This is a genomic window from Paenibacillus sp. YSY-4.3, assembly GCF_054767475.1.
In genome coordinates this window covers 631,959-648,280 of record NZ_BAABMC010000001.1, presented here as the reverse complement: position 1 = coordinate 648,280, position 16,322 = coordinate 631,959, and the positions used below count along the sequence as shown (strand labels likewise).

At 47.1% G+C, this 16,322-nt stretch carries 13 protein-coding genes; 5 read left to right on the top strand and 8 right to left on the bottom strand.

The features are described 5' to 3' along the window. Window positions 1–89 precede the first annotated feature (89 nt). The 5 genes from ACYUJT_RS02975 to ACYUJT_RS02955 form a co-directional block, all read right to left on the bottom strand. Complete coding sequence (locus ACYUJT_RS02975) at window positions 90–2,510, bottom strand: S-layer homology domain-containing protein (RefSeq protein WP_460318718.1); 2,421 nt, start codon at window positions 2,508–2,510, stop codon at window positions 90–92. Between the two features lie 244 nt (window positions 2,511–2,754). Continuing rightward, window positions 2,755–2,871: a YjcZ family sporulation protein gene (locus tag ACYUJT_RS02970; RefSeq protein ID WP_460318717.1), complete on the bottom strand. Its 117-nt coding sequence runs from the start codon at window positions 2,869–2,871 to the stop codon at window positions 2,755–2,757. 122 nt (window positions 2,872–2,993) lie between these two features. Then, entirely contained in the window at window positions 2,994–4,934 is a 1,941-nt protein-coding gene (locus tag ACYUJT_RS02965; RefSeq protein ID WP_460318716.1) for a TOMM precursor leader peptide-binding protein, read from the bottom strand. Beyond that, window positions 4,931–6,478 carry a hypothetical protein gene (locus ACYUJT_RS02960; RefSeq protein WP_460318714.1) on the bottom strand — a complete coding sequence of 516 codons (1,548 nt, stop codon included), beginning with the start codon at window positions 6,476–6,478 and terminating at the stop codon, window positions 4,931–4,933. Before ACYUJT_RS02960 ends, ACYUJT_RS02965 begins: the two co-directional genes overlap by 4 nt. A gap of 193 nt (window positions 6,479–6,671) precedes the next feature. Further along, entirely contained in the window at window positions 6,672–8,438 is a 1,767-nt protein-coding gene (locus ACYUJT_RS02955) for a glucuronyl esterase domain-containing protein (RefSeq protein ID WP_460318713.1), read from the bottom strand. 231 nt (window positions 8,439–8,669) lie between these two features. Here ACYUJT_RS02955 and ACYUJT_RS02950 point away from each other — a divergent pair, with 231 nt between their 5' ends. Together ACYUJT_RS02950 and ACYUJT_RS02945 are read left to right on the top strand one after the other, a co-directional pair. Continuing rightward, on the top strand, window positions 8,670–9,131 hold the full coding sequence (locus ACYUJT_RS02950; protein ID WP_460318711.1) for an RrF2 family transcriptional regulator: 462 nt from the start codon (window positions 8,670–8,672) through the stop codon (window positions 9,129–9,131). Window positions 9,132–9,217: 86 nt separating this feature from the next. After that, entirely contained in the window at window positions 9,218–10,135 is a 918-nt protein-coding gene (locus tag ACYUJT_RS02945) for an NAD(P)/FAD-dependent oxidoreductase (protein WP_460318710.1), read from the top strand. 83 nt (window positions 10,136–10,218) lie between these two features. On the opposite strand, the gene ACYUJT_RS02940 is transcribed toward ACYUJT_RS02945, so the two are convergent. Continuing rightward, window positions 10,219–11,550 (bottom strand): sensor histidine kinase, encoded by a 1,332-nt coding sequence (locus ACYUJT_RS02940; protein ID WP_460318709.1) that lies wholly within the window; start codon window positions 11,548–11,550, stop codon window positions 10,219–10,221. A 1-nt stretch (window position 11,551) separates the two neighbouring features. Beyond that, window positions 11,552–12,238: a response regulator transcription factor gene (locus ACYUJT_RS02935; RefSeq protein WP_460318708.1), complete on the bottom strand. Its 687-nt coding sequence runs from the start codon at window positions 12,236–12,238 to the stop codon at window positions 11,552–11,554. Window positions 12,239–12,473: 235 nt separating this feature from the next. Between ACYUJT_RS02935 and ACYUJT_RS02930 the strand changes: the two genes are divergently transcribed. Further along, window positions 12,474–13,529, top strand: coding sequence for a DJ-1/PfpI family protein (locus tag ACYUJT_RS02930; protein WP_460318706.1), 1,056 nt, complete (start codon window positions 12,474–12,476; stop codon window positions 13,527–13,529). Window positions 13,530–13,552: 23 nt separating this feature from the next. Beyond that, on the top strand, window positions 13,553–14,185 hold the full coding sequence (locus ACYUJT_RS02925) for a DUF2306 domain-containing protein (RefSeq protein ID WP_460318705.1): 633 nt from the start codon (window positions 13,553–13,555) through the stop codon (window positions 14,183–14,185). A 10-nt stretch (window positions 14,186–14,195) separates the two neighbouring features. Here ACYUJT_RS02925 and ACYUJT_RS02920 read toward each other — a convergent pair whose 3' ends face one another. Continuing rightward, on the bottom strand, window positions 14,196–15,080 hold the full coding sequence (locus tag ACYUJT_RS02920) for a DMT family transporter (RefSeq protein WP_460319743.1): 885 nt from the start codon (window positions 15,078–15,080) through the stop codon (window positions 14,196–14,198). 376 nt (window positions 15,081–15,456) lie between these two features. Here ACYUJT_RS02920 and ACYUJT_RS02915 point away from each other — a divergent pair, with 376 nt between their 5' ends. Next, window positions 15,457–16,113 (top strand): transcriptional regulator, encoded by a 657-nt coding sequence (locus ACYUJT_RS02915; protein ID WP_460319741.1) that lies wholly within the window; start codon window positions 15,457–15,459, stop codon window positions 16,111–16,113. Window positions 16,114–16,322: the final 209 nt, after the last annotated feature.

Here is a 16,322-nt window from a genome sequence, read left to right as displayed (position 1 = left end):
CCAATTTTTAATCTGTATCTTAAAAAATCAAACCATTTCCACAAAGCAGAAAGCCACGCCCATAGGCGTGGCTAATGATTTATTATCCATTATTCTTGAATGATTACATTTACATTTGTATTATTTTCCGCAGGTGTGCTAGCAATAAAGTGAACGTTCGAATCGATTACCATTACATCCCAGCCGGTAATAGTCGTTCCAAAAGCTGCGGCTATTTTCGATGCTACCTCAGCAGTAGTTTCAGTGCCAGATAACTTAACATTTACATGTACGGGTGTTGTTCCGTCTGTGAATGTTACACGAATCGTTCCAGCTGCTTTCGCAGCTTTTTCTATCGTTAAGGTTGCAATTTGCTCATTACCAATATTTGGGTCAGCCCCTAAGGTTGTAATCATGCTAGCAGAAGCAACCACTCCTGATGAGAACTCCGCTACCGTTACTTCCACATCCGGATTATTCGCAGCCGGAGATGGAGCAGTAAATACTACACTCGTTCCAAAGGGCACAACCTTCCATCCAAAAAAAGATGATCCAAATGTATCTGCAATTTTAGCTGCAACCTCAGCGGCAGTTTCAACTCCTGTCAAAGGAACACTCAAATATGCAGGCGTTATTCCATCCGTAAACTTGACTTTAAGCGATCCCGCGCCTGTCGAACCGTTAGGGATTTCCAACGTTACAACTTGTGATGTTCCAGTAGGTGTAGGATCACCTTCGGTTGTTATTATACTATCAGGCATCCCTACTCCCGTCATAGCTCCCGAAAACTTTGCCACAGCCTTCTCATTATTGTCTGCCGGCATATTGGCTGTAAACACAACATCTATATAGTTAGAAGTTACGCTCCAACCTGGAATTGAATTACCGAATGCGGCAGCAATCTTGTCAGCTAACTGAGCCCCCGTTTCCGGGAAATCCAACATCATGACGTCTACAATGACAGTGGATACACCATCTGTAAACTTCACGCTCACTGGCCCCCCGCTTGCTTGGCTAGCTTGAAGCCTCAATGTCACTACTTGTGCCGTATTTGACGCTAAATCCCCTAACGTTGTAATCGTACTAACTGGAGCTCCTACGCCTGACGGTTCCAATACTCTTACTCCAACATTTGGATTGTTAATTGCTGGCGTTTGGGCTGTAAACAGAACTTTCGTACCAACAGCTGTTACATCCCAGCCGCTAATTGATGTACCGAATCCAGTTGCAATATTCTCCGCTATTTCAAAAGCCGTTTCTGTACCTACTATTGACATACTTGTATTAACGGTTATATTACCATCCGTGAATCTTGCATATATTGTTCCCCAACCTGTGGCTCCATTCTCAATCTCCAGGGTAACTACTTGGGCAGTGCCTGCTGTCACGTCATTACCCAGAGTAGTAATCAAACTGCTTAGCGCCCCTACTCCGGTTCCTAAATCTTCTACCACAGCTGTAACATTGGGGTTGTTGAGCGCAGCAACGCTGGCAGTAAAAAGTACATTCGCCTCGTTTGTAGTTACATCCCAGCCTGGTATAGAGGAACCGAATGCGGCAGTAATTTTCGCCGCTACTTCTTCAGCGATTTCTGTACCTATTAGTGTTACATCCACAAACACAGGAACAGTTCCATCTGTAAATGTTACCCGAATTGTCCCGGCATCTGCTGCACCGGAAATAATCGGTAGTGTTATTTCTTGCTTAACACCTGCCGTTGATTCAGTGCCAGGCACAGTAATCAATGTCGTTCCACTTACGCCTGTAGTCGCTCTTAGCGGTGGATAAGAGGGGTTCGGTGACCAGGATTTTGGTGATTCTGACGATGTAGACGGAGCTGGTGTTTCACTACTAGTTGTCTCAGTAGATTCTGGCAATGACGGTTTCTCGTTTATTAATTGTTCAGACAACTCATTTAATTTTAAGTTCCTTACCTTTTCCAACATGACTACGGCTTCAGCACGAGTAATATTTGCCTTCGGTTTGAATGTGCGGTCTACATAGCCTGAAACGATATTTTTCGAAGCAGCAGCGCCTACAGCTCCCTTACTCCATGACGCGATTGTTGAAGCATCTTTAAAAACATTAGAAGCCAGCTCCTCGTCAGGCAAGTTTAATAATTGGGCTACAATAACTGCTGCTTCCTGTCGGCTTAAAGGAGCAGAAGACCGGATAGTCTGATCTTCGTATCCCATGATATACCCTGCTTCAATTGCTTTCTGAACGTCTGTATATACCCAGTCAGATGTTTTCAAATCCTTGAAACTAATGCTACTAGTTTTATAAATCTGAAATGAACGGTTAACTAGAGCCATAAACTCTCCACGCGTAATTACGTTATTAGGCTTAAGAGTGCCGTCAGTATACCCCTTAATTAATCCCTGAGATATCCAGCTATTTAGTTGTGTTTCCGCCCAATGTCCTTGAATATCCGAATACATTGTTTGGCCATGTACTCCGCTAAGAGGCATTACAATACTTATCGACAAAGCCAGCGGCAATATTTTCCTCACGATATTATTTCCTAACATGTTAACCTCAAACCTCCACATTAATCTATGTATTCTTAGCTTTCAATAAATAGGATTATATTCCTACTCACCACTCCCCAAGAACTAATTACTCACTTAGTAACTTTATCGGTCTTAATCAACCATTTGTTAACGCAACAAGGAGTCATATTCCAACTGATTCATCATCCCCTATCATAATAAAAAATGCCCAAGCCTGTCGGCTTGGGCATTAACTATACTAACGACGAACACAGTGCATCACTTAGTAAAGAAACGTACGAGAAACAATAACCAGCAGAATAAAGAGAACGAGGATTGTGGCTGTGCTTGTAAACAGACCTCCGCCACAGCTACCTACTCCACCTACTAAGTCTCCCATTGTACATCCTCCCTTCCAGGTTTCTTCTTAATTTTATGAAAAAACACCGTTCAGGGATTGGACTCCTATCTAAAATGAAAAAAACTTACAATTTGCCTAAAAGGAACTATTATTGCAAAACACTACGGGAATGGATGGGGATAAGGATTAAGATCTTCGGGGGTAAGCTTACGGTTCGCGTATCCAAGCTTCATCGGAACATCCAGAACTCGATTAAGACCGTTCAACCGGGTAAATTGATGACCGAAAGTCATCGGCAGCATTCCCGGAATTAATACTTTCACACAGTACAGCCCATTGCGCAGCGTCTCTTTCGATGATTGATCAACGACAATGACATCCAGCTTCAAATCGCGGAACAGTTGAAGGACTGATTTTAAGTCCTCTGTTAAATCTTCATTAACCGGAAATGGGTTAAATTCTTCCTCGAAAGTCCGAAGGGGGCGCTGCTCATCCAGCAGAAACCGCAGTCTTTCCTCCGCTTGCGGCAAGCTGTACAGCAGAGAATGATCTTCCATGTTCTCCACAAGGAAAGAATCCTCCAGCATCGCCTCAGCCTCCTCCCGGCGCTCTCCCAGCCTTTTCTCGGCCGACGGAAGCATGCTTGCAAGCTCGTGGAGTGCACTCTTGGCTGCCCTGACCGGGTCCAGATGAGCACCCGCGGCACATAGCAGGTTTACGCTCTGCGCCCTGCTTCCTTTGGCCAAAGCCCATATGCTCGGAATTCCGTTTTCCATTGTCGTATTATACAAATGCACCTCGTAGCCTGTAACCGCCTGCAATCGGCTTATTATCAGCGAGAGCTCCGCATCCCCCGACGAGGTATGCTCCAAGCGCGGCACGGGTAGTCCGGCGTACCAAGTCATCAGAAAAGAGTCTCGTTCAACGACCTCGAAGATCCCGTATAGAATTGCCTCTTCTAGACTTCCCCCAACGGCGCATCCGTTAGAGGTCTCGTAAATGAATCCCCCTGCATTGCTTACGCTGTAATAAGCGAGCAGTTTTGGAACAAGAACGGGCCGCCTCTGCAGGAACGAATAACCCCATACCCACTCTATAGGGGAATCCGGATCAAACCGTTTAAAAGAAAAATCCACCTGACCGTATTGCTCCTCAGCATGAACACCCACCTTGGAAGGATCGATTGCGACATCCTTCAAGCTGGCATAGCTGTCAAACACGACGGTTCGTTTTCCCCGGGGCTCGATACCGCAATATCGCTCCAACCCCTCTAATATTGCTGCGAGCTCGCTGCTCTCATAGGAATTCGAACGCCCGCCAGTCACTTCATTATAATAACTAACCGGCAGGTTTAAGCCTACGCCGGCAAACGGAGAGGCCGGATCCCAATACTTGTCGTTAAAAAAACCGGTACGGCGATCCCAATAGTCCTTGATCAGAACGCCCTGCAAATCACTCATCGATCGGCAGCGGTAGCTTTGCCCTAGCTTGGGACAGGGCTTCAGCGATATTTCGGCCGCTTCCGGCGTGTCATCCGGCAATTGGCCGCAAACCGGACAAGCTCCGCGAGGAAGAATATAATGGATGGTACAATTCAGACTGCCGAAATGAACGAGATATACATGCTCCTCGCAATTGGCCTTGTCACCCCGCATAATCCTCGCTGCTTCCTCCGAAACGATGTGTGCCATGTAAGTCAATCCTGCCCGTTGCGGCCTAGCCTGGAAAGAAGGAATATAATCAGGATCGACCAGCTTCATCAGCATTTCCTCTACTTCTTCCCGATGGCTTCCTGCCAAGGACAGCCTTGCCTCCGCACATTGAAAACACCCGGTTTCCCCCGGGCGAACTAACGGGCCGATCACGCCTTCCCCCAAAGATACATAAGCACATAACCAAGGAATACCCAGTGGTTGCAAAATGTTCTCCGCTTGGCGTGACAGTGAGGAATCATCCTGCTCCTCTTCTTGAAGCACCAATATGAGCTTCGCGTCCGGTACATCTCCGCTGAAATCAGGCCTCCGAGTGACGGGAAATCCAAACAACTGCTTGCACACGGCGTCTGCAAGCCTTCCCTCCCCAATGATTAATACGGAATTCACGGGACCTCCTCCTCCTCTTTGAGGATGACTCCATATATTGCAAACGGCCCTGCGCCGAGTAATGACTCGCTTCGCAGATCGAACACCTTCATGGAAGCAGAGAACTGCATCAATGTCTTGAGGGCCTCCTGCGTCAATGACGAATAATCGACGGGTTCGCCGTCAGATATCACTGCGGCCTCAATCTCTTGAGCCTCTTCAATCACAGGCGTAATCTCCAGAGGTTCCGCCTTATTCAGTGCTTTCATGAGGGAACTGCGAAGAGCCAGTGTGAAGCTAAGGTCTGCGCTCACATACCATAAAGAGCCCGAGCAGACCCAGACTACGGAGAAGCCAAGCAGCGGTTCACCCGCAGCAATCAGCACCTCACCTTCCGTAATATTTAAAGCGTCCAAATAAAAGCGGCAGCGGATATCTTCCACTTCCATCCATGTTATGCTCGTTACATGCTGTCTCTGGGAATGCAGCCGCCCTGCCAGCTTCTGGGCCAGGCTAAACCTGAGTGCACGCCCCACCGCCTCGGCAACCGTGCTTCCCGCTCCGATGAACACCCCCTCCTGCAAATGGAGGGGCAAGCCGGCGAACTGCAGCGGCAGCATCCGAGCAGCATAAGCTTCCAGACCCGCCAATGCCGACTCTCGCCGCGCCTCTTCATGCGTCAGCCCGCTGCAGACGATCGCAGGCAATAGCTGCGCTGGGCCTTCCGTTAACAGATCAACAGGCTGAACAAGACACTGGGCCAGCGGGAGCTGGATTAAATCGCCTTCCCCCCAGGTATGGAATATGCCTGTTACCTCCGAAGTCAAACCTTTAAAATATTTGGACCATTCCTCTGGGTTCAGAGAAACATCCCTTATTTCAAGACTACGGCTAAGCTCCGGGGTTAGTAACTGCTGTGCTGCTTCATACCCGGATACAAGAGGATGCGGAAGAACCCTGTGCCAGCTTCCGGTTAACTTCTCCGGCTCCAGGACGAAACATTGATTTCTGCAATCGAGCGCCTCATTCTGGCTTATTACTTTATGCCATTGATGCACGACAATATTCGCCAATACGGCGGCAGCCGCGGTTGAGAGATATTCGTGCTCTCGATTCTTAGGTAGAGCCGAGACATGAATACGCCGCCAAGCGGATTCCCAGCGTTCACAAGCACCAGGATCAACCAACGGGCCTGCCAAGCCCAATCCTTGAAGGGCTATAGCCGGAAGCAACAGTCTCCTTTCTGCTATACAAGCATCCTGGAGCTGATGGAGCTCCCGCCACTCGCCAGTCTCCGCGACATATATAATAAATTGAAACGGCTCAATGATACTCCTCCAATCTGGTTCCTCATCTCCTGCAGCTGTAAGGATTTTTAGTGAAGCCTCCGGGTTAGCGCCAAGCGCGCCTTCCCGGAGCTGCATCAATTTTGCCGTGTCTGTAGCGTCCATGTCACTTATGAATACCGTGAGCTTGGATAAACCTGCTTCGTACCATGATTCAGCAAGTGCGAGCAAAATTGGGCCGGAACCGACCGCGAGCGTACTCTCTTCCTGATGAGACATTTCAATAGAACCTCCTTCCCTCCATCGGTATGACCGTTTCCCGAACGACAAAATTACTTCAAGATATGTCGCCGCTTTTTTTTATATGACTAAATCTCAGCATGTCGCGGCTGAATTTCCGATATAAAATAGAAAAAAGGCTAACCAGAGAATTGGCTAACCTCTTAACACGAAAAATAACACTAGTTAAATCTTAAGGTTCTACTCCCCATACAAGTATTCCATTCTGGTAGAAAGTTACGCGATCCCAATCCGCATAGGAGGTCTTTGTGGCATCATACGAGTAGTCATTCGTTTCATCGAAATTCGACCAATCCGATTTCGACATGCGCAGTTGAATATCTCCTGTCTGCCCCCCTACTGAAATGACTCCCGCTCCCGAGCCAAAACCTAATTCAACATAAGCATCCGTAAATAAAGTTGTAATATTGGCGCCGCCGATCTGTGCCCAATCGATCCAGGCGTTCACCGCCGCGCTGCCATCCTTGCTGAAATAGTAGCGAAGCTTGAGATCGCTCAAATTGACGGCACTGGTCCCGTTGTTCTTAATATTGAAATGCGGTTTAATCTGATTGTCGCTCGCATTCGTATCACCAGCCTTATATTGTACAACCAAGTTCCTGGGTTGACTTGGCGTCGGTGTTGGTGTTGGTGTTGGTGTTGGTGTTGGTGTTGGTGTTGGTGTCGGTGTCGGCGTTGGTGTTGGCGTTGGTGTTGGCGTTGGTGTTGGTGTCTGCGTTAGCGTGGGAATCGTCCAGTCTACCCATCTTGCTTTATCAAATGAATAACCTCTATCCGTCTTCATAATGTTGGTGTTGCCAGTCCCCCCGCCAATAAGGAACTTTTGAATGTAAGCGGTTACCTCAGGTTGCTGTGATGACGGGAATGAACAGTGACCATGACCACCTACCTGTGAAAAGCCCATTTTATCAGGAACACCGAGCGCTTCCCATACCATTCGCGAAGTCATTGCAGACTGATATGCACTGGAAGGACCTAACCATTCAAAGTCGGGATTTTCGATGATCAATAGCGCACGAGGTGCAACTAATGCTGCAATCGAATGCATGTCAAAAGGGAGTTTATTGACGGCATTTCCAAATTGAGAAAATGAAGAAGTGAACCAGGTATTTTCCGTCACAATCTGTGACAAGGTTTGTACGTTTTGTCCTGAAGCTAGCAGGCTGTCGTTTATCCGCCAGCTTGATGATCCCCCTGCACCTGGTTCTTGGGGTATAGTCAAAGCAATTCGCTCATCCCACGCACCTGCTGCCAAAGCCCCTTTTCCATTACGTGAGCAGCCTGTTACGCCTAGCCTTTGAGCGTCAATCCTCGTTGCTGAAGTGGTCTCAATGGCATCAATCAGACGGCTGACGCCCCAGGCCCATGCCATAATCGAGCCGGCAGAATGATTACTGCCATAAAGGTCATAGAACTTTCCTTTTCCCCTCGAACTCGCATTTGTCTGATTAGCGATATCATCATTAGGCAAATTAATGACAGCAACGCCTAGCCTGGATAATTCCGCAATATTCAGATTAGACATGCCTATTCCTATGATCGCGGGATAAGGCGCACTCCCTGTGCTCGGATACTGTATGGTAGCCGTGAAGGAGACTGATTTGGAGCCAAGCTTACTTGTTACTGTAATGTTGTTATTGCCGACCGATCCTGTAACGGAATCTGGTTTTGGAGGCTTAATGCCATATTGGAAGTTCTCCGCTAAAGCTTTGATTTCATCGCGCCGGGACGACCATTGATCTTTCTGTGTCATCCGTGTGCCATTCAAAAACATAAAAGGATCAGGAAGCTTCGAATTTGCCTGGAGAGAGGAGAATGGCGGTATGACAACAGCCGCGGCAGCGCTTACTCCCTCTGATACATGAGCGCCTATAACTAGACACACTACAATAGAAAAACACAATAAAACCGAGATAAATCTTTTGATCTGTTTGAACATTCTTTCTCCTCCTTAATCATTGAATAATTCAGAATTCTCCCATTAGATGATGAATCAAGGAAAAATTCGTACTATTTTGATATATTCAAGAATTACTAATTAATTACAAATAATTCAAATATTAGAGTTCGTTTTCGATTATTTCGATAATTGCAAAATGAAGCCGAATCAGTTAATATGGATATCACAGATCCGCAATAGGAGAGTAGTTAGGAAAGGAGGGAAATCAACATGCAGTTTTCAAAAAGCACCGATTACGCTCTGCACGCCTTAATTCACTTGGCTCACTCGGAGCGTAGGAACAATGTGGGGATCAAGGAGTTATCCGCCATGCTTGGCGTTTCAGAAAGCTATTTATCCAAAATCATGTCCAAGCTGCGGCAGGATGGCATTGTACGCGCCGTACCGGGAGTTAATGGCGGTTACGAGCTCGCAAGGCCGGCAGGAGAAATTACGTTTCTTGATGTCATCCACGTGATCGAAGGCCGGCAGCAGCTGTTTGATTGCTCGAATTTGAATTCGCAGCAGCACCGGTTGTTAACAGAAGAGAGCACGGCCCAGCAGCAGCATGATGAGCAAAAACATGGCGAATGCTTGGTAAAAAAGGTGATGGATGGTGCAGAACAGCATCTCTATCAATACTTGCGGGAGCATACGATCCAGTCCGTGCTGAACGCAGCTTTAAAGGAATAGGAATGCAGCTATACTGAAGACAAGAAGTGATGTGCTTCTTGCATTTTAATTATGGATATTATAGATCCACGGAGGTGTTTGAATACATGCAAAGTCAATTATTCGATGTAGCGATTATAGGCGGAGGTCCTGCAGGTTTGAATGCCGCCCTCGTTCTAGGAAGAGCAAGGAAGAACGTAGTAGTGATCGATGAGGGCCGCCCTCGGAATGCAGTAACTCGCGAGTCCCACGGATTTCTTACCCGCGACGGGATAAAACCAAGCGAATTCCGGCGAATTGCACGGGAAGAAATCAGCGCCTATCCTTCCGTGTCTTTTGTAGAGGATACAGCGGTGTCGATTGCGGGGACGGACGGTCAGTTTCAAATCGCGACTGCGCAAGGAACAATCTTTGCAAGCAAAAAGGTGCTGTTTGCTGTCGGAATGAAAGATCGACCGCTGGACATACCAGGACTAGCGGAAGTCTATGGGAAAAGCGCCTTCGTCTGCCCGTACTGTGATGGCTGGGAATTGCGGGACAAGCCGCTTGTCATCATTAACAAGGGGGCTGAGCTCATGCACTTCGCTCCATTGATATCCGGATGGACGAACCATTTTACCATCTGTACGAACGGCCCCGATGAACTTACGGATGCTCAGCGCGAGGAGCTCAGGCGGCACCGCGTTCCCTTATTCGAATCTCCGATTCGATCCATCGACTCTATCGACGGGGCGGTTGAGCAAGTTGTTCTCGAAGACGGGACGACCATTCCATGTATGGGGATCTTTTTTAAGCCAGAGCTGGTTACGGGATCGGACCTGCCCCGAGCCATAGGATGCCGCCTTACGGAAACAGAAATGATTATCGTCGATGAATTCGGAAAAACAAATGTTCCTGGCGCCTACAGCGTCGGAGATGCCGCGTCGCGGATGCATCAGTCCATTGCTGCCGCCTCTATGGGGGCATTCGTCGCTGCAGCCATGAACAATGAGCTGAATCTGGAGGCTTGGGTGCAAAACGGATGAAGATTGGACGATGTGCGGAGTTAGCGTATTGATGCCAGCAAGGGGCATCTCCCATTGCATACAGCTTAATAGGGTTTATCCTATTAAGCTGTTGCTAAAGGGATCCACCCTGACAGAAGGGCTCCTTGATCGGGTTGGTTCGCTGCGGTAAGCTCGCCTCCGTGCTGCCTAATAATTCTCTGTGCAATAGATAACCCTAATCCGGCCCCTCCTGTTGAACGATTTCTTGAGGCTTCTCCGCGATATAGCAGATCAAATACATGCCCCAGTTCGTCTGAAGCAAAACCTGGACCTGTATCCTGAATAGTAAAGATTACTTTATGTTCATCCTTCTCGCATTGGACGAAAATTTCACCATGGTTTGGTGTATGCCTTACAGCGTTATCTATAATATTATTCATGGCCCTCTCCAATAGGAGCGCATCGCCTATAACGCAGCAATCATTCCCAGAATGTTTCATAATCACAGTGATGTTCTTTTGTCGGGCAAGCGGCTCCAAGCTATCAACCGCCTTTTGCAGGATAAACTTAAAGTCAATCGTGCTTTGGGATAGCTCGGCCTCCAAATACTCGACTTTCGTAAATGTGAACAGGTCCTCTACCAGTCTGTCCAGCTGCGCTGATTTTTCCTTGCAAACCGCCAAATATTTTGCCAATTTATCCGGGGACTCCGCAATGCCTTGTTCTATGCCATCTAAATAACCCCGCAAAGCAAATAACGGTGTTCTTAAATCATGTGCGACCGCAGCAATTACGAATCGGCGTTCCTCTTCCATTTCAAGTTGTTTCTGAAAAGATTGCTGCAGCCCCTCCACCATCACTTCGAAACCATTGCGTACTTCGGCAATTTCCGTAATTTTGGACGAGGGCAGCTGAACATCCCAATCTCCGGCCGCAATTTGCCTGGCAGCCATGCTCATCCTGTCGAGGGGTTTGAGAATCAACCTCCGCATTGCTTCAGCTACTATAATAAACGCCAGCAAAATCCCCGAAGCGATCGCAATCATTGAAACCGCCTTTGAATTCGGCAGGTAAATGACGACTCGGCCAAGTACTTGGCCATCCTCAATCATAGAGAACTGTTCGGTCGACAGCCATGCCCTTTCGCGCCCCGTTTTGGATCGGTAAATTTCCTGATCAGAGGCATCCAGAATGACCGCATCTAACTTCGCTTCCTGTAAAAGAGTTTGCAGCTCGTTTTGCCATATAGGATCCGTCCAGTTGTCCGTATTGGCTCCGATCAGCTGGGTTATTTCAGACAGACTTTCTTGTATCCGCTGCTTTTGAAACTGGTTCTCGCCTAAGCTCAAAGTTTTCGTTTGCAGGAAATGTCCCGTTAAGAAAAAGATCCAAGGCACTAAAAGTATGAAAGACAAGCCAAGCATTGTGAAGGTACGAATGTGAACAGTCCTCATATTATCCTCCCTCAAACCGGTATCCCACGCCCCATACGTTGATCAGGTATCTAGGGTGATTCGGATTAGCCTCGATCTTCTCCCGAAGCCGGCTAAGATGAACGCGAATGGTGTGCTTATCGCCCACTCCGTCCCAAAATTTATGAAGCAATTGATCATACGAAAAAACATGCCGCGGATGCTCGACAAACAGTCGCAGCAGCTCAAATTCCTTAGGGGTGAGCGAGATACTCTGCTCCTCTACCAATACTTCCCGTGTGGATAGATCTATTTTAAGGCCTCCATAGTCCAATATCGCTCTGCTGATTTCCTGCCCAGGATCAGTACGCCGCAATACGGCTTTTACTCTAGCAACAATTTCTCCAATGGAGGCTGTCTTGACAATATAATCGTCGCCGCCAAGGGTCAATCCTCGGATTTTGTCCACGTCATCACTGCGCGCGCTCAAAAATAGGATAGGAACGCTGCTCTCTGCACGTATTCGTCTGCATAACTCAAAACCATCCAGTCCCGGCATCATGATGTCAACAATCATGCAATCAATCGTACTCCGCCGGAATTCGGCAAGCGCTTGTGCCGCATCGCAGGCGGTTTCTACTCGAAAGTTTTCATGCTCCAAAAAATCCTTCAAAAGCTCAACAATGCTCTCATCGTCATCTACGACCAAAATCGTGTTCAGCTCATTCACAAATACTCCACCTTTAAGCTTATGATTCTACCTCATACAAAATAGAGGTTCTCAAGGGAATTCGAAATAAGTTTATCATTTTTTCTATTCAAAAAACCAAACCTGGCGTTTTGTGATGAATTGTTTATAGTTTTGTGATTTTTTCATAGCCGGGTTCGAGATATCTGCTTGATATGATCCTGTTGTGTTACGACAGATACAAACTAAACTGAAGCGGGAAAAGGAGAATCTAGTTATGTTATCCGTTCAAATCGTATTATTTGATGGTTTCGACCTTTTAGATGCCATTGCGCCTTACGAGGTGTTTTGCGCTGCCGAAATGTTTGCAGGCGGAGCACTAAGCGTGGAATTCGTCACGGCCGAAGGGCCGAGGCCCGTGCCAAGCGGCACAAACGGGTTAATCATTGAGGCAAGCGGCCGGCTGAACCCGGAACTGGCGGGAATCATTCTTGTTCCTGGCGCATCCGGCGACTTAGAGGGAGATGGCCCTGATTCGGTGCCGGCTATATTGATCCGGGCAATGGGTACGGCATTAACCAGTCTAATCAGGCAGGCCTTCATGCAGCATAATACCGTGATCGCTACCGTATGCGGCGGCTCCATGCTGCTGGCCATGGGAGGCTTGTTGGAGGGTAGAGCAGCAGTCACCCATCGTTTGGGCATGGATTTACTTGGATCGACCGGGGCTATTCCCATCCAGGCACGTGTTGTCGACGACGGCAACCTGGTTACGGGCGGAGGCGTCACATCGGGGCTGGATGTTGCTCTGCATCTGGTGGAACGCGAGCTTGGACCGCGTATTGCCCACGCGGTAGAAGAGTTGTTTGAGTTCGAACGGAGAGGAACGGTTTGGCGAGAGAAAGGCATGGCGCCAAGGACTCAAAAAGAATTAACCAACAAAGACCCGAACGTTGCGGACCAGGTGACAACGTCGGAGACGCCTATACAGACAGCGACATTTGAGAACCAGTATATGAACAACACCCAGGTATCCGATTTTGACGGAGATTGGGATACAACGATTGCTACGCCCGTCGGGAAATTGCAGGTCAGGCTCTCGATTTCAACCCGGAATGGGCTGATTCGCGGAACGGCCACTCAAGGAGATGAAACGGTAGAGTTCACAGATCCCTTGCTTCAGGACGGCAAACTTGCCTGGTCGCTCAAAATCTCCAAACCTATGAGATTGAATCTGAGATTTGAAGTGGCTGCCGAAGGAAATCAAATGACCGGAATCGCCAAGGCCGGCTTACTGCCGGGATCTAAACTAGAGGGAATACGGGTTTCCTAACCCGATGGGGGATTTTAAATCATATGAAGAAACATAATACTCTGTTTATCATTTTGTCCGTGATAAGCATTGCCGTCATCCTGTACGCCTTGGTGAAAAATTATATGATTGATCCGGAAGCCACACATTTTCTGAGCCAGAAAACCGGATTGCGCCGCGAGTTAAAACTTCGGGCATGGCTAAACGTGATGTACGTGCATGTTGCCTTTGCCTGTATCGCCACGGCAACGGGGCTGCTCAATTTTTCGAATCGAATCTTAGCCAAAAACCGCATATTCCACCGCATCAACGGCTATATTTATGTCGTGTCCGTCTTTCTTGTCGTACTGACCTCCGGGTACATGGCGCCTTACGCAACCGGCGGAAAAATCAGCAGCATAGCATTCAATGCGATGAATTTGATATGGATGGCCTTTACCATCACGGCGCTTGTCCAAATCAAAAGGAAACGAGTCGCCCGGCACCGCAATTGGATGATACGAAGCTATGCCTTTTGTTTCACGAACATGTCGATTCATCTTGCGACCTCCCTTTTTCACCAGGGATTCGGCTTCAATTACGCTGCCAGCTACTCCATCGGAGTGTACGCCTCCCTGGTGCTGCTGCTGATTATTCCTAATCTCATCATATATAGAAGCCAGCCAAACCCAGTATAATAAAAAAAGGCTAGCCAGAATGGCTAACCTTTTTCTTTCGCTGAAAAGTGGATAAGACTACTCCCCCCACTATGAGGAGGGATCCTAATATCTCAACTCCTGTAATTGGCTTGTATAGCAAGACAAATCCCATGACCATCGCGACAAAAGGCTCTAAATTAGATAAGATAGACGCTTTTGACGCATCTACATGCCGGATATTTTGATTCCAAATTAGCGTAGCTATCCCATGTACAACAACGGCTGTTCCAATTAAAAATGCCCAGTCATTGAAATGGAGACTAATCCGAATGGGATTGTCCAATGCAGATATGAAAGGCAGCCCAACGATAAAGCCGACGATATTTGAATATAGAGTAATTGTAAGAGGATTGATTCTTTGAGATAGTACTCTCGTCATAATAATCATAATGGCAAATGTCACCATGGTGACCACAATCCATAAAAGCCCTTTATCCACATGTATCGTGGAAAATTTCCCTTTCGTCACGACAAAGTAAATACCTAAAATTGCAACTGTGGATCCCAGCAGCATGCGAACCGTTAACTTTTCCTTTAAAAATACCGCTGCTAATACCCCTGCCAAAATAGGTGTCGTCGCTAATATTAATGCTGACGTTGTAGGATCGGCTGTTTGCAGGCCCGCAAAAAAAGACCATTGATTAATAAATACGCCGATCACCCCGAGAACAAACAGTAATATGAAATCTGTTTTATTGATGCGTATAAATGCCTTTTTATAAGCAGCTAGTCCAACTAATAACATCACAATAAACAATAGTCTCAATTCTGTAAGCAGCGTTGGCGAGAAATGTTGGATTAACATTTTCCCAAATACAAAATTACTCCCCCACACTACTACGCAAAAAATGAGCCATAAATATGCCTTAACCATCAAAACTATCCGCTCCTAATCTAAAATCAACTACTCTATTCTATAGACAAAAGCTTCTCGCGTATACACTTGCCATAATTAACCACTTGCGATCCTCTATTTAATCAGACTAACTCCTCCTAAAAATTCAAAAATATCAATCCAACACAACTTCTACACGACTTCTCCGCCCCATCCTTCCACTTTAGGATGCTGATATATTTTTCCCACTTATCGCCTTCGTATCTTTGACTTAAGTGATTTGAAGGAACTACCATATTTTGTTACAATAGATTTTAAATTATCGGTGTAAAGCATATATCGCTTTGATACTCATGTTCTCGAACATTGGGTGTTGAGGCGGTTTTTGTATTATTGGGGATGGGAGTGATATGCAATTAGCATGTTTGAAGAAGTTTATGCGAAATGGCTGGATCAGCAGATTGCTGAGGAGACAAGTCCGCGAAGAAGGGAGATGCTTCGAAAGGGACTGAGCCGAGGAACGGTAGATTATTTGCGCAGAATTTGGTATCCCACCATAGGCAACCTTGATCACTTATATCCTGAATATGAGGTTAGAGATTATAATAACGGCTATCGTTACCTTGACCTCGCTTATTTACCGGGAAATATCAAGGGCTGCATTGAAATTCAAGATTATCGGAGTCACGCCAGAGATATTGAAGTCAGTCGATTTAAGGATTTGTGCATGAAGCAGTCTTTACTGGTTCTAGATGATTGGCTGTTCCTCCCGATCGCCTACTTATCTATCCGCGACGATCCGAGCGTCTGTAAGCAGCTTACACTTTCTTTTATTGGAAAGTTTCTCTCAAGCTCTGTACCCTCCGGACTCCATTGGGCGGAGGCTGAAACCATAAGATTTGCCCGCAGACTGCTGCGCCCTTTTACACCCGGTGAAATTTCCGCTCATCTTCAGCTTTCGGAGCAGCATACGCGTAAAATCCTCCGCCAACTCGCTAGCAAACAATTACTGCTGATCGCAAGCGGCAAACTACGATACCGAACCTACAGGCTCCCAGAGACCGAGTTTTGAGAGAGGTTTTGAGAGAGACATAGGGCGAGGATTATAGCGTGGAGTTTATTGCGAGGCTTTGACCGAAACTTAGACCGAAGCTTAGACCGAAATTATGACAGCGAGCGAGTAGGAATTAAGATGAGACCGAAAATGGAACCTTGAACGAAAACGAGTACGTGACCGAGACCAGGACTCAAAGCGAAAATGTGACCCTGTGCGTAACCGAA